Source organism: Paenibacillus sp. NPDC093718 (assembly GCF_050279985.1).
GTDB lineage: Bacteria > Bacillota > Bacilli > Paenibacillales > Paenibacillaceae > Paenibacillus_AQ.
In genome coordinates this window covers 1-19,488 of sequence record NZ_JBNNUS010000010.1, presented here as the reverse complement: position 1 = coordinate 19,488, position 19,488 = coordinate 1, and the positions used below count along the sequence as shown (strand labels likewise).

General features: G+C 46.9%; 15 protein-coding genes and 1 pseudogene. 12 read left to right on the top strand and 4 right to left on the bottom strand.

Annotation, left to right across the window (positions count from 1 at the left end; translation table 11 throughout):
• Nucleotides 1-182 precede the first annotated feature (182 nt).
• The gene (locus ACQKPA_RS25470; RefSeq protein ID WP_427495272.1) at nucleotides 183-842 is read left to right on the top strand and encodes a hypothetical protein; all 660 of its coding nucleotides are present in this window, start codon (nucleotides 183-185) and stop codon (nucleotides 840-842) included.
• Between the two features lie 23 nt (nucleotides 843-865).
• Here ACQKPA_RS25470 and ACQKPA_RS25465 read toward each other — a convergent pair whose 3' ends face one another.
• The 4 genes from ACQKPA_RS25465 to ACQKPA_RS25450 all read right to left on the bottom strand — a co-directional run bounded on the left by ACQKPA_RS25465 (nucleotide 866) and on the right by ACQKPA_RS25450 (nucleotide 5,779).
• Nucleotides 866-1,735, bottom strand: a complete 870-nt coding sequence (locus ACQKPA_RS25465; RefSeq protein WP_427495271.1) for a helix-turn-helix transcriptional regulator — start codon at nucleotides 1,733-1,735, stop codon at nucleotides 866-868.
• Nucleotides 1,736-2,116: 381 nt separating this feature from the next.
• The gene (locus ACQKPA_RS25460) at nucleotides 2,117-3,469 is read right to left on the bottom strand and encodes a uracil-xanthine permease family protein (protein ID WP_427495270.1); all 1,353 of its coding nucleotides are present in this window, start codon (nucleotides 3,467-3,469) and stop codon (nucleotides 2,117-2,119) included.
• Nucleotides 3,470-3,526: 57 nt separating this feature from the next.
• Nucleotides 3,527-4,891 (bottom strand): guanine deaminase, encoded by a 1,365-nt coding sequence (gene guaD, locus ACQKPA_RS25455; RefSeq protein WP_427495269.1) that lies wholly within the window; start codon nucleotides 4,889-4,891, stop codon nucleotides 3,527-3,529.
• A gap of 180 nt (nucleotides 4,892-5,071) precedes the next feature.
• Nucleotides 5,072-5,779, bottom strand: a complete 708-nt coding sequence (locus ACQKPA_RS25450) for a hypothetical protein (RefSeq protein ID WP_427495268.1) — start codon at nucleotides 5,777-5,779, stop codon at nucleotides 5,072-5,074.
• 234 nt (nucleotides 5,780-6,013) lie between these two features.
• Here ACQKPA_RS25450 and ACQKPA_RS25445 point away from each other — a divergent pair, with 234 nt between their 5' ends.
• From ACQKPA_RS25445 to ACQKPA_RS25395, 11 genes and pseudogenes are all read left to right on the top strand, one after another.
• Complete coding sequence (locus ACQKPA_RS25445) at nucleotides 6,014-6,454, top strand: hypothetical protein (RefSeq protein WP_427495267.1); 441 nt, start codon at nucleotides 6,014-6,016, stop codon at nucleotides 6,452-6,454.
• Between the two features lie 166 nt (nucleotides 6,455-6,620).
• On the top strand, nucleotides 6,621-7,406 hold the full coding sequence (locus ACQKPA_RS25440; protein ID WP_427495266.1) for a superoxide dismutase family protein: 786 nt from the start codon (nucleotides 6,621-6,623) through the stop codon (nucleotides 7,404-7,406).
• A gap of 317 nt (nucleotides 7,407-7,723) precedes the next feature.
• Nucleotides 7,724-8,239 carry a DUF4241 domain-containing protein gene (locus ACQKPA_RS25435; protein WP_427495265.1) on the top strand — a complete coding sequence of 172 codons (516 nt, stop codon included), beginning with the start codon at nucleotides 7,724-7,726 and terminating at the stop codon, nucleotides 8,237-8,239.
• A 289-nt stretch (nucleotides 8,240-8,528) separates the two neighbouring features.
• The gene (locus ACQKPA_RS25430; protein ID WP_427495263.1) at nucleotides 8,529-8,795 is read left to right on the top strand and encodes a WXG100 family type VII secretion target; all 267 of its coding nucleotides are present in this window, start codon (nucleotides 8,529-8,531) and stop codon (nucleotides 8,793-8,795) included.
• A gap of 7 nt (nucleotides 8,796-8,802) precedes the next feature.
• Nucleotides 8,803-9,582: a hypothetical protein gene (locus ACQKPA_RS25425; protein ID WP_427495262.1), complete on the top strand. Its 780-nt coding sequence runs from the start codon at nucleotides 8,803-8,805 to the stop codon at nucleotides 9,580-9,582.
• Between the two features lie 48 nt (nucleotides 9,583-9,630).
• Complete coding sequence (locus tag ACQKPA_RS25420) at nucleotides 9,631-9,873, top strand: hypothetical protein (protein WP_427495261.1); 243 nt, start codon at nucleotides 9,631-9,633, stop codon at nucleotides 9,871-9,873.
• A 418-nt stretch (nucleotides 9,874-10,291) separates the two neighbouring features.
• Nucleotides 10,292-13,633, top strand: a complete 3,342-nt coding sequence (locus tag ACQKPA_RS25415) for an S-layer homology domain-containing protein (RefSeq protein WP_427495260.1) — start codon at nucleotides 10,292-10,294, stop codon at nucleotides 13,631-13,633.
• 175 nt (nucleotides 13,634-13,808) lie between these two features.
• Complete coding sequence (locus tag ACQKPA_RS25410; protein ID WP_427495259.1) at nucleotides 13,809-15,908, top strand: NB-ARC domain-containing protein; 2,100 nt, start codon at nucleotides 13,809-13,811, stop codon at nucleotides 15,906-15,908.
• A gap of 445 nt (nucleotides 15,909-16,353) precedes the next feature.
• Complete coding sequence (locus tag ACQKPA_RS25405) at nucleotides 16,354-16,785, top strand: hypothetical protein (RefSeq protein ID WP_427495258.1); 432 nt, start codon at nucleotides 16,354-16,356, stop codon at nucleotides 16,783-16,785.
• Between the two features lie 513 nt (nucleotides 16,786-17,298).
• Complete coding sequence (locus ACQKPA_RS25400; protein ID WP_427495257.1) at nucleotides 17,299-17,709, top strand: hypothetical protein; 411 nt, start codon at nucleotides 17,299-17,301, stop codon at nucleotides 17,707-17,709.
• 446 nt (nucleotides 17,710-18,155) lie between these two features.
• Nucleotides 18,156-19,194: pseudogene (locus tag ACQKPA_RS25395) on the top strand (flavin-containing monooxygenase).
• Nucleotides 19,195-19,488: the final 294 nt, after the last annotated feature.

Sequence of the window (19,488 nt, the reverse complement as noted above, 5' to 3'; positions counted from 1 at the left end):
AGCAAGATTTGAAAAGTAAGGGCAGGATATATTTGTTAAGTTATATTCGACAAACACAATAAGGAAGGGGACATAGCAAAAAAATTCAAAATAACCTCAATGGATGGTTGGAGTCAAAACCTGCCATGTCGAAAAAAGACTTGGCGATCATGTAATTAATACCTAGAAGTGGAGGAATCATCGTGAATATAGAGCACAATAAAGAGGGAAGTAAATCAATAATAACAGCACATGTTCTCAACCGGTGGTCAGGATTTATGGCAATAATAGCGGGGATTCTGTATATCGTCATTCAGTTTATCCACCCGACAGATGATATCTCTTCTTTGCACACAAACTCTTGGGTAGTGGTTGCATGCCTGACTATTGCTATGTCGTTCTTTAACCTGATCGGAATTACGGGATTCTATGTACGCCAAGCGAAAGAAGCGGGGTGGCTCGGCTTGGTCGGTTTCCTTTTGTTCAATCTGTTCTGGTTAATCTCATTAATTTTTAGCTTCATCGAAGCATTCGTTTTGCCGTTGTTGACAAGTGATGCTGATAAGTTTGTGGTAGGAATGGTTGGGCTATTGGGAGGAACAGTCAGCGAGGTTGATCTGGGGATTTTCCCAATATTAGCACCGCTCGCGGGCGTATTGTATATGCTAGGAGGTCTGCTGCTAGGCATCGCCACATTACGTGCCGGAGTCTTCCCTCGCTCAGCAGCAATTCTGCTGGCCTTCGCTGCTGTAGTGACCGTTGCCGCTGCAATCATCCCCCATCCGTTTGATCGGGCATTGGCGATACCGATGGGAGTTGCTCTTATATGGATCGGATATATTATTTGGTCGGAACGTAAGTAACATCGAATTAGAGATATGCAACATTAAATTTCCAGATCGTCAGGAAGTTTCTTGATGGGTGCATAGATATGGTAGGTTGAATCCAGATTGTGGACGTCATTAAAAACTTGGATAAGCTCAATATCCGATTGATCAGACTCTTGCTTGGAAATCTTTAAGAATCTTGCATAGTCTGATTTGAGTACTTCTCCAATATCAAGCAGGTCACCAAAATAGTTGAACCTCGCACAAAAAATAGTCGGTACATCAACCGTGAAATAAAAGGGTTTATGAATTTGAATGTCACTTGGGATTCCGAACAGAACTTTGAACCGGGTTGAATTGGGTTGACAGTTTGAATAAATGACAAAACAAGAACCATTTATGTTTTCATCAATATGATTCAGCAGCATTTTTGAATGGGAGTGAATCTTCTGCTTGTAATCGTCAGTGGCTAGGTCTACTTCAAAGGCAATCCCGCTTATTCGGGTCTCTTTGAACTCTGTCAGTGTGAAATCCGTGACGATATCACCATTAATATTTTTAAATGGTCTTTTAACGACAGTAGGTATTGGAGTCGGAGTGATTGGTTTGAACCCTGCTCTTAGCGAACTTGGAGCTACGCCGTAATGTTGTTTGAATGCCCGGGTGAATGAGGCTTGCGTACCAAAGGCTAACTGATAAGCAATATCGGTTAATGATAAGTTGCTGTTATAAATGAGTGATAAAGTGGCATTCAATCTTCTAGATAGGATGTACTGATTTAACGAACAGCCCATCATGGCAGAAAAAAGCCTATGAAAATAATATTTAGACATATTGAAAGTAAGAGCAACGGATGACACGGATAAAGGCTGTTCTAAATTTTCCTCGATATGAATCAATGCTTGTTCTATTATCCTATGATGGTTCATACTAACTCCTTCGTCACGCGCTCTAATTTTTTGTGCTAAGTATACCACACGCGTTATACTGCTTAGAAGTCAATTCGCAATCCGCGAATTGTTAAACAGAGGCCCTTCATTATTTGTATAGAATTTCCTGCGATTTTTCTTCAAAACCAAGCTATTTCATTCAAATTGTTTTGGGGTATCAAGATGATGCTCAATGTATATTCGATACGAGTTTTTTATGAAAACAAGAAGAAGTGAGTGCAATCACAGGTTCAGTAAATACATGTTTGATTTGATCTGTGTCACCCACACAAAAAACCCCTAAAGCCTACGACTAACGTAGTCTCTTTAGGGGCAGCTCCATTTAACTTACAAATAACTCCAATTGCCTCGCCCTACAACCTACTTCGCACTAGGCAGCAATTTATTCAACAAGATCGCTGCAAGCGAAGCAGCCAGAATCGGTGAACCGAATAAATACTGCACGAACGTAGGCAGCGTGTACAAGAAATCTTTCGGGATGAGCACCAACGCTAACGTCAAAATCATCGGGATGGCGATAATGTACATTTCTTTTTCAGTGATTTGCACGTTCTTCATGACCTGGATCCCGTTAATCGAGATGATGCCGCAGACGATGGCGAATACGCCGCCGATGACCGCGGTTGGGATCGAGGAGATCAGCGCGGCCAATTTGCCGGAGCAGCCGAAGAGGACAAACCATCCGCCTACCGCCAGAAAGACTCGACGGCTGGCCACGCCCGTGATGGAAATGATCCCTGCATTGGTGGAATAGCCGGTAACCGGCGTGGAGCCGAGTCCTGAAGCAATCAGGCAGCTAATCCCTTCTCCAATCACCCCACGGTTAATGTTCTTATCCGTTAACGGTTTATCGATGACGTTACTGATGGCAAACCACGTACCCGTCGTTTCTGCCAGTAGCACAAGATAAATAATGACCATGGTGATGATCGCCGAGAAGTCGAATGAAAAGCCAAAATCCTTAAACGGAATCTGCGGCATGCTAAACCACTTGGCGTTTGCGACAGCGCTGAAATCCAGCACACCCATAACGTTGGCCGAGATACATCCGATAATTAATGCGACCATCACGGACGTAACGCGGAATATCGCGCCTCTCGTGCGGAACAAAGAACCCAGGATCACGAACAGGATGAGTGCACCAGCTGAGATCAGGGCCAGCAGCACGTTCTGATTGATAGTAGCATCCGTAGCGCCGTAGATATTGTCTCGGATAGCAACAGGCAATAACGACAGACCTACAATGAAGATGATGGTGCCGCCCACAATAGGCGGGATGAAGGATTTAACGATTTTATTGAAAATCCCCGTATACCCCAAGATAATCACAAGGATCGCACCAACTAAGCTGGCACCCAGCACGGAACTCCAACCCATCTCCCCGCCGCCGCTGGCAGCATAAATGGCGACAATCGCGCCGAGTGGAACATAGGAAGGACCTTGCGCCATCGGCAGCTTCATACAGAAATACGTTTGCACGATCGTGGCAAGCCCGGCCGCAATAAACGTGGATTGAATCAATGCGCTGGACTGATTAGGCGCTAAGCCGATTAACATGGCAATCAGGAAAGGAACGACATAGACGTCCATCGCGACGACATGCTGTAAACCGAGAATGGCGGATTTCCCGAATGATATTTTACCGTCGGGAGGTACCGTTAATTGCTGTGATTTTGTTTGCTCGTCATTTTGCTTGTCTGCTTGTGTATTCACTCCGTTGGACACCTCGAATGTTAGGATGAATTGCCTTTTGAACAACCTCTATCTTTCTTAACGCGTATGAACCTTTTCCCCTTGTACCCACACCTCGCGGATATGCTCAGGTCGTGCTAGATACATGATTTTCTGAAAAATATCTTGTGCGTTTTCAAACTCATCAAAAAGCGGCAGCTTGGCGGATGGAAGTCTCGTATCGATCACCTGCACGTCCCACGTGTAGTTTTCTTGAATACGACCAATCGGCAAGCTCAGACTTTCACCGCCCCCGGCCGTAGCCAGATAGAATGCCTCATGGATCGTAATCCGCGACGCAGGCACGCCGCGATTTTCCGCAGGAAGGGAGGTGTTCACGCCATCTTCCAGCATCCTGGAAGACATCACGGCTTGTCTTATATTATCGAAGAGACTGGGTGAGAAGCCGCCGGATAGATCCGAGCCTAAACCGATCTCGACATTTTTGGCATGGAAGCGGGCGACCGGGATGACGCTGTTGGCGAAATACGCGTTGGATATTGGACAGTGCGCGATCGCGGTGCCAGTGTTAGCGAATAATTCGGCATCCTGATCTTCGAGAAAATTACAATGCGCCATGACCGATTTGTCGCGCAGCAGGCCAAAATCATGCAGGGCAACCGCATCGTTTTTCTGGAATCGATCCTTCACATATCCATGTGCCCAATCGCTTTCGCTGCAGTGGGACTGCACATACGTATCGTATTTGGCTGCCAGCTCGCCTAGACCCTTTAGCCCCTCATCCGTACAGCTTGGAATGAAGCGTGGGGTGACGACGGGATGCACGCCTTGCTTTGTGGTTTTGGCGAGTTCCTTAACAGCGATAATAAATTCCTCCGTATCCGCCAGTGCCGTGGATGTATCCGCATCGCGGTAGTAATCCGGATTCTGCTCGGGGTCGTCCATGACAACCTTTCCGACAAGTCCGCGCTGGCCTTTGCTCGCACAGATTTGGGCTAACAACAAGCTGGCTTCTTTATGCACCGTGGCAAAATAAAGGGCCGTCGTTGTTCCGTTGGCCAGCAGGGTGCTTACCACATCGTCGTAAACCTTTTGCGCAAACTCCAGATCGGAGAATTTGGATTCCAGCGGGAACGTATAGGTGTTCAGCCAATCATAAAGCGGAATGTCCAATGCGGTTCCGGATTGAGCCCACTGCGGGGCATGAACATGCAAGTCGACAAAACCAGGCAAGAAATACTGCCCTTCCTCTAATCGATGAAAGCTGTCACTGCCTTGATACGTATCCAGCAGGGATTGATAGTCGGCGTCTTCCGGTGCCACGACTCGCTCAATCATGCCGCCCGTATTGATACAGTAAAGATAGTCTCTCAATACTTGAATTTCTTTGGGAGATTTGCTTGAAAAAGAAGTCCCTTGAAATAATAACATATATTTACTCATTTTTACCGCCTTAATGTTCGTTTTTTGGAGCGCTTTTGTCATTATAGTCCGTTAAAAAAGAGATGTCCATAGTTTAAAGGCGAATAGATATGGGCCTGGGTCAAGCAGGACGATCGCTAAGCATGAAGGGTTGTCCTTAAGGAAACATGAGGGCAATGATGAGTATAGAGCTCAGCCGAGTTATGTTGAACTCACTAATTCCTCGCCCTTGACTCTCCAAATCTTCGCACCGCTTACAAAAGTATTGGATTCTTTATCGTATGTCACTTCCTGTGCATCCAGCGTTTCGTTTAGATTCGTTACAACGATATGAGCATTCTTGAGTTGGTAAATTGAGGTTTGGGCAGCCGTACCAAGCGTAGCAACAATTTCACTGGTTCCGTCCTGGTCAACATCTGCTTCTATCGTGTGCGCTTCAATTCGCAATATCTTTGGAGAATTTGTATCTGTTTGAATGTAGTAACTAATGGGACAATTAGCTCCACATACTCCGGTTACTTTTATATAATTCTTATCCAGTGCATTAATTTGACTAACTGTGTATGGATCGGTATCTTGAGCGGAGTAACCAACGGGACCAATTTCAAAAATATTCATTCCAATTTTTATAGCTGCAGTAACATTTTCATCATCATGATTTTTTTGATAAAAATAGGTAGTGTAATTATCTATCTCTTGTTTGAGTATGACTTTGGTCAAGTCTGATTCAACCATTTTTGATAGTGGTTTTTCTAGGTCCACATCTTTAAAACTTAGGGTATATTGAATAGGAAGTTTACCCGTGACAGATTCATCAATCGTTGAATTAGATACGGGAACATCAGACCCCTGATTGCAGCCGGCGAGGAGAAATAATACTGTTAACAACGCTATTCCTATCCTTTTCATTAAGTCTCCATCCTTTTCTAATTTATTAAGTTGTTATTCGTTTGCAGCTTTTATTATATTCGATATTTCAATTTGAAATGTTGATATTCAGTAATAATAGCAGCGAAGGATATTCAAGTAGGTTCTGTTGTATATACACTAGAGAAGAGGTTATCAGCTGGCCTCCGCAGAATAACTTGAAGCTACATGGGGTCATCCAATAATATTATTTCGTAAATAAGGAAGGACGATTTGATGAAGCACTTTTTAACGATCATGCTGCTCTATATGACGGCTCTATTAACAGGCTGCGATAAGGAACCCGGTTGGGAAACGATGCAGCTTTTGGACGAAAAGATCGTCGAAATTCGGATTTCGGCATTTGAGTCATGGGACGAGATGAACGGGGACACACTGTTTTCTTTCAAGGATGCAAAGGCTGTAAGCGCATTTGAGGAAGCGATCCGTACAGCCCGCAAGCAGCCAGATGATGCCAAAAGAACGGACCCAGATTATGACGTGATGGTTATCTATGCTCAGCAATCTCCGATTCACGCCATTAAGCTGTGGTTGGGGGAAGAGGGGCAGGAGAGTGTGTTTAGCTACGGTTTCAAAGATGGGGAAGAAGCTGTATATGTGACATCAGCCAAGCATACCAATCGGATGAGAGAACTCATTTTGCAAGAGGGGCGTTAACGCCGTCAGGAGTCCGGTTTATTTCTGTAATTGTTGGAGATTATACCAAAGCCAGTTTAGTAGGTTATTCAATCTATATTTCTGTCTTGGGAAACACTGAATAACGCCGAACGCCTCAAATCCCATAAAATAACGACTTAGACGTATAAATTCAGGGGATTGGGAGATGAATGAATATCATCATTCAGGAGGCGATGAAGTGAAGAAGAAGACCAACAAGTTAAAATATATGGCTGGAGCATTTTTTGCCGGAGCCCTGCTGTTTACAGGAATATTGTTCGCAGCTGCAAATTCCGAAGGAACCTTAGATGCGATTAAACACACGATGTCTAAAATAAGCTACTACGTTAACGGGAAGGACACCACCACCACTGACGGACCATTTGAGCAACAAGGGACGGCGGCCTCGGATTCCGAGACTCCTACCGGCAGCAGCGATGTACCTGCTCGGATGGTTTCGGATCCGGTTAATCAACCCGTGTTCGGGGACCAGGCTTTCAGGAAGGAATCTCTGGGGCATCTTGAAGTCCAGCTGTACAATGCGGCGGGGGAGTCTGTTGGTTCCGCTACATTGGAGCAGATCAATGACGGGGTGAAGGTGAAGATCACCGCATCCGGCCTCACACCAGGCAAGCATGGGTTCCATGTACATGAGAACACGATCAAAGATAGGGATTTCAAATCTGCCGGTGGGCATTTTAATCCGACCGACAAGCATCATGGCCTCAAGCATCCACAAGGAAGCCATGTTGGCGATATGCCGAATCTGGTTGTAAGCACAGACGGCACCGTGGAGGCGGAGATGATCATTCGGCATGGAACCCTTGAAAAGAACCAGCCAAACTCCGTACTCGGGCGCTCGCTGATCATTCATGCCGGCGAAGATGACGGCGTAACCGATCCATCGGGCAATTCCGGCGACCGTGTGGCCGGGGGGAATATCCCCGAGTAACCTGACTAACTGCAGGTGATATGCGGCTTGTAACATTTGAATGTCAGTGAAAGACGCATCTCTCTAGGAGGTGCGTTTTTTTGTGATGGTTGTGCAGCGGGACGATAAGAGGAAAATCCTCTATCTGGACATAGGCAGACGGGGAAACGTCCAACTCTTGCACTCTCACCCGTACAGTATAGAGGGGAGTATAGAGGAGAGGTCGGTTTTAAGACTCGGGAGGTAAGTTAAATTAGAGGTAGGCCTCCCATTTAAACTCTCCATATCATACGTGCTAAAATAGAACCATCATAAGCAGTTATTGGAGGTATCTTTCATTGATCATTCAACTGGGCAATTTTGAAGTGAGTTCCGGACAATTGGTTGTTGCGGATCCTTGTTATGAATTGGATACGAACATTATCATCATGGGCGTGTTGGAAGCTGTATTAAATGGAACGTGGGCCTCGGAAGTGGAGAAGGTGGAGATCCCGGATTGGGGCGAAGCCAACGCCAAGTTAACGGCTTACCATCACTCGGCAGCTGAACAGGGGGCATTCCTGGAATGGATCAAGTGTCCTTTTGTAGCTGGGGTGGATAGCGGGCGGGCCGGGATTTTTGATATTCAGAAGTACCGAATTCCTGACGCGGATGCGACATCGGACAGCTCGGATACGGATACGAAATGGTATTATGCCTGCCGCGACATCACCGAGAGTGGAGAAGAAGCGGGTGTCCTGGATGGAGGCGTCGTATCCCGGACAGGTATAGGCGACGGTGCTTACGGCGTGTATAAGGCCGTGAATGAGCAGGATCAGGAGGTTGGTGTGAAAATTGTGTTTATTAAGAGCTAGTTGAAGTTGAATGTCAGTGTAACCAAATAGGAGCAAGCGCGAACAGCCATGGAAGGCATCCCTTTATGGCTGTTTTTATTAGGGATACACCATACTGCCAACCAAGGCTGTTACTATAACTAGAGACAATAGAGGCATATTGGGGCTTCAGTACCATATTAGAAAATGAAAGGCACGATTCTTCCAGATTGCATACTCCCATGCCATTGATATGAAGGACTCTGGAACCTTTTCCATATTCTAGAAGAAGGATACAATAAGGTCCAATGAAACGTTGGAGAGGATGCAAATGCCTAGAATACTCGTCCCGCCCGAGGTGCTGATTTGGGTATCGGAGGAAGCCGCCAGGGCAGCGGAAGAACTGGAAACGACCAAGAATCGGCTGGACCAGCAGATTACGTATATGGTGTCTTCGTGGGAAGGAACGACCCGTTCCCGGTTTTTCGAAGATTTTCAGCACGCCCATGGGGAAATGAATAAAACGATTGAGCATCTTAGGATCATCGGCCAAGAATTGAAAGCCATTGCCTTTCGGTTTTTCAGCCGATATGCATGAAGATCTCATGATCGCGGCAGCTGCAGCGAGCGCTGCTAATGAGCCCAAAACATTCTGGGACCATGCGGGGGACTTCTGGCAGGGGCTGCAGACCGGTGCGAAGTCCGTGGCAAATTCGGTAAAGGATACGGCGACATCCTTGGTAGAAGACCCGCTTGACACCGCTAAGGATATGGCCTATAACATGACCATTGGGACGATCGAGGAGGCTGCCGAAACGGTGGTCTGGGGAGGCAAAATGATCTTTGATGCCGATACCCAGGATAAATTCGCCGCAGACGTCGAGGCGTCGGGCGGTGTGTTCAATTTTGCCGGACAGCAAGCAGCCATGGCCATCGCCGGCTTGACCACGCGCCGGTTAGGCTTGAAGACTCACCCAAACCTGAAGAATGATTCGGGTGGGGATGGGGGGAAGGTTGAGGGAACGCCGAAGGCTCCTGATTCTAAAGGGAATTTTATTGGAAATGTGAACGAGTTGAAGCCAGCAGAAAGAAGAGTTGCAAATGATTTAATTGCAGAGGGGAAGACTGTTGAGCGGATCCCTGAGTCAACGAAACATGGAGAAAAAACACCAGATTTTAAAGTAGATGGAGTTTTAACAGAACTCAAGTCCCTGCAAAATCCGAATGTGAATACTGGGGTTGGAAGGATTAAAGATGGTTTTAAACAACTTGCTGAGAAAGTTATTATTGATGGTAGAGAGGCGGGGCTTACGAAAGAACAAGCACAACAGATACTCGAACGTGCTAAGGGTACTTACCCGATAAGCAGATTCCAGGGGAAGTAGAAATATGGATCATTAATGGAAAGGTAACAAATTAGGAGGAATCAAAATATGGCTAGATTACAATGTAAGTGTGGCGAATACTTATCCACAGTTGAAGCTCCGAACGATGTTCAATTGCATGTCTATACAGATAGAGAATGGGACGATATTATAAACATGGGAGATTCGATAGATCCACTTTTAATACCTGATCCTAAGAAAGAAGTATGGAGATGTACTAATTGCGATAGAATTTACGTTTTTAACGAGGATAATACAGTTAGTAAGGTTTATGTAGTGGAACAGCAATAAGAAAACTTTACAAACTAAATAACAAGATCGTTCAATCATTATGAAGGCTTATTCCAACTTGATTATAGGTTGGGTATAAGCCTTTCTGCACTTTCAATCCATGAAACAGTGAAACTAAGGCCTAAAGTGGCTTTGCCATTTTTAGTTAAAAAGGGATAACTAGTAGAGGAGTGTTTGCGTATTCTTTATTTTTAATTTGAACAATTTGCGAAATCGTCGTAGAACGATGGGACTTCAAGCAAAAACCTTCGCTCGGTTTTTCCGTTATGACAGCCTTCCTATGAACTTGAAACAAAAATGAGACAGTCTTTGTTCCATTGTTATATTACACTTAATTGAAGATGTTGAAATTTATCAGATCACGTCGTGTTTCTATGATTCATCGATGATTGTACTGATGCAAAGGAGAAACCTGTTTATGAAAAAAATGTCCATCACTCTGGCAGTACTGCTCATTTTTTCGATGGTGCTTGCTCCCTTGTCTTCCGCTCTGCCTGTGGTCCGGGCTGGTAACGACTCGGTCCCGTCCGAAACGGACGGTTGGGTTTGGGTCGGGACCGCAGAAGAACTGGCTTATATCAATCGGAATCAAGCGTCTTACCTGGATCGGAATATCCGATTGACCAGCAACATCGATATGACCGGATACGATTGGGTACCCATAGCCGATGAAGCGACCGTCTTCAGCGGCATTTTCGACGGCAGGGGACACCGGGTCGAAGGCCTCACCATCGATGGAGGAGCTCTGCAGTATGTCGGCTTCTTCAGCCGCGTATCGGGTACCATCCGTAATCTGGGCATTTCGGCACAAGTCCATGGCGGCAGTTATGCCGGCGGATTGGTGGGGCATCTAATGGGCGGCAGCATCATCAACTCGTATTCGGAGGGTACTATTACTGGCGGCAATACCGGTTATGGAGGCTTGAGCACAGCTGGCGGCTTGGCAGGGGCTGCCAATGGCGATTCGACCATTCTTCGTTCATCTTCATCCGCTGCCGTAAAGAGCGGCGATGCTTCCAATCAGTTTGCCGGGGGGCTTGTCGGTTCTCAGGGATCGGGCAGTATCAAGGACTCGTATGCCACCGGAACAGTCACGTATACGGCGGGCAATCACTATTTCTATGGCGGCGGATTGGCTGCACATTTGATATACGGAACGATCGCCAATAGTTATTCGTCGACCGCAGTCATGCAATCCGGAAGCATCAGCTATAGCACAATAGGCGGTTTTATCGGAATTATATCGAATGCCTCGATCAACTCCTCGTATTTTGATAAAGTTGCATCGACCCAAGCTAGTGGCGTGGGGGTTGTGGGTTACTTAGGCCAGCCTCATCTCACAGGCCTAACTACCGACGAGATGAAGGCTGCCTCCAATTATGGCGGCTGGGATTTCACGAATACGTGGGCCGTCGATGCTGGCGTCAATGGGGGTTATCCTTATTTGCGTCCCGTCATTTTGACAACCGATCTGCCGCGGTCGGTCAAGGACGCTCCTTATTCAATTGCGATAGACGCTTTCGACGGCGCAAGGGGGAGCTTGTCATGGAGCGCCTCCGGACTTCCCAATGGCCTATCGATAACTGCCTCTGGCAGAATCGAAGGCAGCGCTACGGTGAGCGGCGCGTTCCCGGTTACGGTTACGGCGACCGATTCGGGCCAGAACACCGTCAGCGCAGTCTTGATCCTGCACGTGGATGAACCTGCAATGGACATCAATGGGTTTGCCATCAATCCGGGCAGTGTGACCGGCTCGACGAGCGTGACGGCGGTTCCGGGCGACCCGGGGCATACGTTTGCTTATCTGCTCGGGGCAGCTGCCGGTGTGCGCCCACTATTGGGGGACGCGCTGCCTGGCGAAGCGGCCTTGTACTCGCTAGGTGCGGACATTTTGGATCCAGTCCCGGGTCAATATCTTCAGGTATTTGAACTGGATGGCCAGCAGCGCATCCAGGCATGGAGCAGCGTACAGGTGGAAGCCGTCCATATTCGAGACCAAGTCCGCGTGACGGGAGTGACGCTGGATCAGACGGAACTAATCCTTACGGCAGAAGGTGCCTCACATAAGCTGACAGCCATCCTTATGCCGGTGAATGCAACGAATCAGACGTTATCCTGGATCTCCAGCGATACGGCCGTCGCCGAGGTGGATCAGAGCGGCGAGGTGACGCCAATCGCTGAAGGTACGGCGGTCGTTACAGTGACGACTGCCGACGGAGGGTACTCGGCCAACACCGCGGTGACGGTACAGTCAGCTCCAGCGGCTGCGGGGACGGTGATCGGCGCGGTGTACGGCACTGGAAATACGCCGCTGGCCGGTGCGACGATATCGACTGGCGGAGTGACGGGCGTCACCTACGCTAGTGGGGATTTTACGCTAACTCACGTGGCAGCAGGCCGTCATGCGCTCACGGTAACGGCAGCGGGTTATGGTAGTTATACGACAACCGTAAATGTCTTAGCTGGGGAGACAGTTGACGTAGGGCGCATCGATTTGAGAGCTGCCTATACCCCAGAACCGGAACCCCCATCCTATAGCTGGGTTCCGGTTCCTGCCCCTTCCCCTGTGCCGGACCCAAGAATGATCGTAACGATCAACGGTCAACAAGTTCGGGTAACCGCCAAAAAAGAGCAGGAGCATGACGGACGCACCGTTCTAAGACTGATGCCGGGCTCCGAGCTGGTTCGGTCATGGGCCGCTGGTGGGAAAGATATCTTCATCGTCATCGACAATGAGGATCCGGTGGTGAAGGTAGATCTTCCGGCGGAAGAGCTGCAAGCTCTCCTTGTGTCGAAGCCGAATGCAGCCATTCGGATTGGGGTGAACGGGGCAAGCTACCGCGTTCCGCTGCACGTACTAAGCGACCTCCCGAACCGAGCGACCGTAACGGTCGTCATTGCGAGAATGACGGATTCTGTGAGCCGCGAGCTGGATGAGGAAATGACCCGTCAAGGCTATGACATGCTGGCTGGGCCGACGAGCTTTGAGCTATACAGTGACGGCAATGTGAAAATCGAAGCGGAAGGCACGTATTTAGAGCGGACGTTCTCGATGAACGGTGTGGCAGAACCCGGCCATTCCACCGTCGTGTGGGTGGATGGCGCAGGCAAGCCGCGCTTCGTCCCTTCCGTTTTTGAAGGGGAGACAGCGACTTTTTATGGCGCATATAACGGCGTGTTCACCGCGGTTCGCTCCAACCGAACCTTCGGGGATATCCAGGGACATTGGGCGCAAAGCGACATCGAGCGGATGGTGAACAAACTGATCGTGAACGGATCGGCTGAAGGCACGTTTGATCCCAACCGTACGGTGACCCGCGCCGAGTTCGTTGCGATGCTCGTACGTGCGCTCGGACTCGCCGAGAAACCGCAGCTTTCTTCCTATTCAGACGTGTGGCCGAAAGAAGTTTGGTATGCCGGTGCGGTAGGAGCCGCATCCGCGGCCGGCTTGATTGAAGGCTACGCTGACGGTTCGTTCCAACCGGACGCTCGGGTCACGAGAGAACAGGTCGCGGTTATGTTGGCCAGAGCCGTCCGATATGCCGGCGAGCTTCCGCCGCAGGATGCCTCCGCGTTGGAACGCTTTGCGGACCATGCCCAGGTATCCGAGTGGGCCAAGGGATCGGCTGCCGACCTGCTGGCCGCGGGCATGATCGAAGGGGTCGGGAAGGCTGCGTTCACTCCGCAGGCGTTTGCCACGCGCGCCCAAAGCACTGTTCTCTTAAAACGAATGCTGCTCTACTTGAATTTCATGAACTGATTGCAGCTGAATAGCTGGCGCGCACATTCCAACCGAGAATGTGCGCGTTTTTTTGCGTTTATTCCGTTATTAAGCCTATTCGTAGACTCGAAACATAGTATAGTATAAAAAAATAGCAGGTTTACTAGTGATAAGACTCAACGGGCGAGAAGCGGATGGAGTGAGGATGTAACGGATGGAGAAGATTTCAAAACATCGCATCATCGGATTGGATCGGGAAATGATGAGTTTCACGGATTGGTTGGCGGATTCCCGGGCGCAGACATCCATTTTTTCAATATCAGGAATTGGCGGCATTGGCAAAACAACGCTGCTGCTACAAATGGCCCGCACGGCAAGGCAGTCCTCGGTGCGTTCCCTTTGGCTGGACGGGCAAGGAGGCTTAACGACGTCGGGGGCTTTTCTGGCGAGTCTGGAGATGAATCTTGCAATCGAATACGGCAGAACCAGGGCTACGGAATCCGCACTGCTGCCATACATCGTTAACGAGCTTCAACTGCAGCGCACGGTGTTGTTCATAGATAATTGTGAGGAGATCGCGCAGCTGGAAGGGTGGCTTTTCTCAAGATTTCTTCCCGAGCTGAAGTCCGCCCGCGTGTTGATCGTATGTGCTTCGCGCCATGGACTGCCGCTCAAATGGCAGACGAATCCGGAATGGAAATCCCTATTACGAAAGTTCCCTTTGCGGCTGTTTACGCGAGAAGAGGTCTACGATTATTTAGGCGGCAGCGGCTTGTCTGCGGAATTGCAAAGGGCTATTGCCGAGAAGACGGAAGGCCATCCGTTGTCGCTAGCTTTGACCGTGGATATGCTGCTTTCCGAGTCTGCAGAACAGTGGGATGTATGGCGAGAGGTTCCGGCTGTGTTGAGCGCCGAATTTTTGCGGGAAGCGGCTTCTCCTGGCGTGTACCGCGCGTTGAAGGTCTTGTCGCTTCTGCCTGTAGCTGACGAGAAACTTCTGAACCGGTTGTTGGACGAACCCTTGGAAGGGGCGGACTATTACCATCTGAGGGCACTTTCGTTTGTCCGGGATACGGTGGATGGGATATCGCTGCACCAGGTCGTCGCTCGAATGTTACGGGATGATTTCGCTCGCAGAAACCCCGAACAATTCGAAGCGGTTCGCCATCAGGCGTTCGTCCTGCTGGCAGAACGATTCCATTCAGTCGATCAACGGATGCAGATGCGCCTGAGCGCCCACATTTTGGAGCTGTACCGCGAATTTCTGCCCTCGGCCCATGCGTATGCCAACTTCTCGTCAAGCCTGAAACCCGGCGAGCAGAAGCCGTTCGGACAGGAGGATCTGCCGTATTTGCAACGTTTTTTGAAGGCGTCAATTCTGGGTTCCGACTGGCAGTCCGAACTGGTTGAACCTGCCGATTGCCCGGTTTTGCTGGAGGAGATTGCAGCACATTTTCCTGAAGGAATCTTTATCGTGCGGGATGAAAAAGGGATGCCGCTGGCGTTTTGCGCAGGCATCTGGCTGCATGCCTTGAGTTTGCCATTGTTGGAACGATATGCACCTGGGTGCAGAGGGATGCTGGGGGAGGAAGCTTCTTCGCTGCATCGGCTTCCTCCGGAGGCAGCCGATACGATATTTGTGTTGTTATCCGCGGTGAACTCCGAACAGTCCTTGTATCGCCCCGAAGAGCTAGGGGCCTTGCTGATGCAGCAATGGCTGGTTCACATGACTGGCGGCCTGCGGGGGATTTTAGCGGCGGGGGATCCGCAGTTGAATTCCTTATTGTCGATCCTGGGATTCAAAGCGTGCGGGAAAACGATGGGATTCCAGGACATCGAATTGACGACATGGGAACTGGATTTTAGGCAAACGAGCTTTGATCAGTGGATTCAGCGGATCATCCGGCAAACGGAGACAGCAGCAGGACAACCGGCACATCAACGGGAGGATGAGTATCCCCTGGCTATTGATAGAAGCGTCATGAAGCAAATGCTGGAACGGCTGTACGACCCGGACAAGCTGGAGGAACTCCCTGTCATTCGGCGATTGGGTTTGGACGGGATGCAGGTGAGGGACATCATCCAAGGGATTCTGGCCGACGGACGTCCGAGAGAACCTTTGACACTGTTGGAGAAGGAAATTCTCATCGCAAGTTATCTGCGCAAGGACCGGAACAAAAGCCAGCTCGCAGCATTCTTTCATATGAGCAGAGCCACCTTTTACCGCCATACGCGTTTAGCGGAAAAACATCTGGCTTCTGTGCTAAGCGATTTGATGAGATCAGGGTTCTTAGCACGTATATTAAAGGAGTAAAAGTTATAGGATCCCATAGCCCACTTACGCGGGTTGCAGCATGGACTGCAAGCGAAATTCGCATCTCTGTAGGAGGTGCGTTTTTTGTGATCCATTTTATTAGAGATACATACGATACTGCTAAAACGGAGGTTAGCACGATACTAGAAGCATAGCGCTGTGGGGCTTCTGAATCAAAAGGCACGATTCTTCCAGATTGCTCGGTTCAGGCTTCTAAAAAATCAAGATCAGGTGCCAAAATCATTAACATTCACAACACTGGAAGTGAGAAAAAAACATAACACAAATGCAGGTTTCACCTGGTGGGGGAAGGCACGGGAATAGTCCATACGTTAATAAGCACGAGTGATCAAGGAATTATTAAAATTGTCGATGGTTCTGAGAATATGTATAAAACGGGCGGTGCAGAAACTACAACTATTATCTTTACAGGGAGGGGAATAAAATGATAGACAATAATTTACCAATTATACCATGGGTTGGGCTTGGAGGAGTTAAACTTTATAGTCATTTAAGTCAATTTTACGACTTAATTGATAAGCAGGATGAAAAGTCATCTTTGTTAGTGAAATTCTTTGTAAGATATGAAATTAAAGATTCTGTAGATTTGTGGTTCAATTTATTGAATGGTAAGCTTTTTAAGATAACTGCATCTAATGGATACAATGGATTATTATTTGATAAAATTCATATTGGCATGCATATTGATGAGGTGCTCCAGATAGAACCAAGTTTTGAATACGATGATTTTGAAGAAGTATATGTAAGCCCCAAGGGGGTATTTATTGAAACTGACCCTGTCGAACAAACAGTATTGTGGATATCGGTATATGTTAAAGAACTTGATAGTGATGATTTTGAAAGAGGAAATTGGTAGAAGTATCCTCTGTGCATGTCTACACAGATAGAGAATGGAACGATATTAAACAGAGAGATTATATAGATCCAGTGTTAAAAACGCCTGTTCCTAAGAATGAGGTATGGAGATGTACTAATTGCGATAGAATTTACGTTTTTAACGAGGATAATACAGTTAGTGGTAGAACAGCAATAAGAAGTTTAGCAGACATAACAAAAGAATCGTTCAATTATTATGAAGGCTTATTCCAACTTGATTATAGGTTGGGTATAAGCCTTTTTTCACTTTCAATCCATGAAACAGTGGTCGTAGTACGACGGCACCTCAAGTAAAAACCTTCGCTCGGTTTTTCGTAATAACAGTTGAAGCGACCGTCTTCAGAGGTATTTTCGTCGGAAGGGGACAACGGATTGAAGGCCTCACCATCGATGGACGGTCTTTGCAATATGTCGGCTTCTTCGGCCGCGTATCAGGGATCATCCGTAACCTGGGTATTTCCGTACAAGTCAATGGTGGCAGCTATGCCGGCGGATGGGAAGCAGATATTACTTAGATGGAGCAGAAAATCCGAAAAACTTCACTGCAATAGAAAAAAAGTTATGGTGTCACTTCATACAACATGAGGAGTATTTGGAGGAGGGGAAAACCTCTGAAATTCTTCATGTTGGACAAAATCTAACTTTTATTGTTGGAATTGACTTAGTTAATGATTATTCAGTTATTACTAAGAAATCAGGACTTATTGAAGATGTGCTACAACCTATAAGTGAATCCTCCCATAGTATAGTTTCAGCTACTGTTATTGAGAAAGAAGATGATTACACATTTATTTGTAATATTGAAGGGTTGGGTAGAAACATAGTCGTGGAGTTTGAAGAAAAAGTTGATGTAGAAACAGGAACAAGTCTAAGATTAAAAGGGAATATAAAAGTGGAACTTTAATGACTAAATGAATAGATTCTGGGCAGTATTTCTGTAAATGATAAGACCATCGAAGTATCTGTGTTACTGACGGATATATGGAGTAAAAGGGTTTGAATTCCAGATAGTGCAAACCTATGGATTGAATTTATTTTGCAGGGAAAAGAGCTAATTGTTAGCCTAGTAGAGGATGTTGTGTTTTCGCTAATTGTAAAGGCAGCCGCCTTAATATTGATATTCCCGGATATCCTCACTTTATGGATCGCAGTAATCAGCGATACAGGTGCCGCATTGATCGTAATTTTGAATAGCATGCGTCTATTAAGGATTAAGAAATGAAGCACATCGACAAATGAAAGCCGCATTGTATGCCGCTTCTTTTAAAAGTAATACAACTTTAACGCAAACAGGTGACATCTATAGTCAGGGTATTCAGCTAATAAGCTACTTAACAGGAGGAGACGACAATGCTTGATGTAATTATCGTTGGAGGAGGACAAGCAGGGCTTGCAGCTGGTTATTATCTTAGACAACAGGGCGCAAAGTTTTTAATACTAGATGGGAGTCAAAATCTCGGTGATTCTTGGCGAAATCGTTATGATTCATTGCAACTCTTTACGCCCCGAATGTATGGTAGTTTACCAGGAATGAAACTCAAAGGAGAACCACATGGTCTACCAGACAAAAATGAAGTTGCGAACTACCTGGAAGATTACTCGAACCATTTTCAGCTACCAATAAGAAACAATGCTAGAGTTTTATCTTTGAAAAAAGTGGACGAATATTTTGAACTGATAACCACCGGTGGGACCTACACATCGAACTAAAGTTATTGTTGCAACGGGTCCGTTTCAAGAAGCTTTTATCCCACCTATACATAAGAAAATAGGAGATAAAGTTAAGCAGATGCATTCTTCCGAATATCGAAATGCCAATCAACTACAAGAAGGCACCGTTTTAGTTGTTGGTGCTGGTAATTCAGGAGCTCAGATTGCGTGTGAATTAGCTGAAATATTTGAGGTTCATTTGTCAGCAAGTCACAAAATTAACTATAAGCCTTTGCATATTATGGGCCGTAGTATTTTTTGGTACTTTAACGCATTTGGAGTTATTACAGCTAAACGATCTAGTATTCTAGGGAAATGGTTGTACAAACAACCAGAGATGGTTTACGGAAATACATTAAAACCACTCATTGATGCTGGGAAAATAAAATTACACTCTAAAACAATTAATATACAGGATCAGGAAGCATTTTTTGCCGAGGAAAGTACCTCTATACATATCGATAATATTATTTGGTCTACAGGCTATCGACGAAATGATCAGTGGATAGAAATAGACGGAGCTTTTAAAAATGGCATATTAGAACATCACGAAGGGATTTCTGTAGTGAAAGGCCTTTACTTTCTTGGCCTACCATGGCAGACCACCAGAGGCTCCTCATTATTGGGGTGGGTAAAAACTGATGCAAAGCGAATCGTGGATCATCTGCTTCTGAATTAACTACAATAATTTGGTTTTTAAATGTCGGGTGACAAAAACATAGTAACATTAGAAGCCGCTGAATATGCGGCTTTTTATATTTATGTTATCAAGTTCTTGTCAAAACACAATGACAAGAACTTGATAACATTCCCGACTGATGACAAGAACATGGTTACATTCCCGATATGATTTCATCGACGGTGGTAGACGCCCTTTTATTAAGCTAACGGGCAGGATAGTTCGGGAGATCTTGGTGCTTCTGTGTGTTACCTGCTTAGATAGATTTCGTTACACTACTAGCTGCAGTTTTGC

Coding starts and splice junctions, on each gene's coding strand:
- ACQKPA_RS25465 (WP_427495271.1), bottom strand. CDS start 1,735: ATGAACCATCATAGGATAATAGAACAAGCATTGATTCATATCGAGGAA.
- guaD (WP_427495269.1), bottom strand. CDS start 4,891: ATGAGTAAATATATGTTATTATTTCAAGGGACTTCTTTTTCAAGCAAA.
- ACQKPA_RS25450 (WP_427495268.1), bottom strand. CDS start 5,779: ATGAAAAGGATAGGAATAGCGTTGTTAACAGTATTATTTCTCCTCGCC.
- ACQKPA_RS25445 (WP_427495267.1), top strand. CDS start 6,014: ATGAAGCACTTTTTAACGATCATGCTGCTCTATATGACGGCTCTATTA.
- ACQKPA_RS25440 (WP_427495266.1), top strand. CDS start 6,621: ATGAATGAATATCATCATTCAGGAGGCGATGAAGTGAAGAAGAAGACC.
- ACQKPA_RS25430 (WP_427495263.1), top strand. CDS start 8,529: ATGCCTAGAATACTCGTCCCGCCCGAGGTGCTGATTTGGGTATCGGAG.
- ACQKPA_RS25425 (WP_427495262.1), top strand. CDS start 8,803: ATGATCGCGGCAGCTGCAGCGAGCGCTGCTAATGAGCCCAAAACATTC.
- ACQKPA_RS25420 (WP_427495261.1), top strand. CDS start 9,631: ATGGCTAGATTACAATGTAAGTGTGGCGAATACTTATCCACAGTTGAA.
- ACQKPA_RS25415 (WP_427495260.1), top strand. CDS start 10,292: ATGAAAAAAATGTCCATCACTCTGGCAGTACTGCTCATTTTTTCGATG.
- ACQKPA_RS25410 (WP_427495259.1), top strand. CDS start 13,809: ATGGAGAAGATTTCAAAACATCGCATCATCGGATTGGATCGGGAAATG.
- ACQKPA_RS25405 (WP_427495258.1), top strand. CDS start 16,354: ATGATAGACAATAATTTACCAATTATACCATGGGTTGGGCTTGGAGGA.
- ACQKPA_RS25400 (WP_427495257.1), top strand. CDS start 17,299: ATGGGAAGCAGATATTACTTAGATGGAGCAGAAAATCCGAAAAACTTC.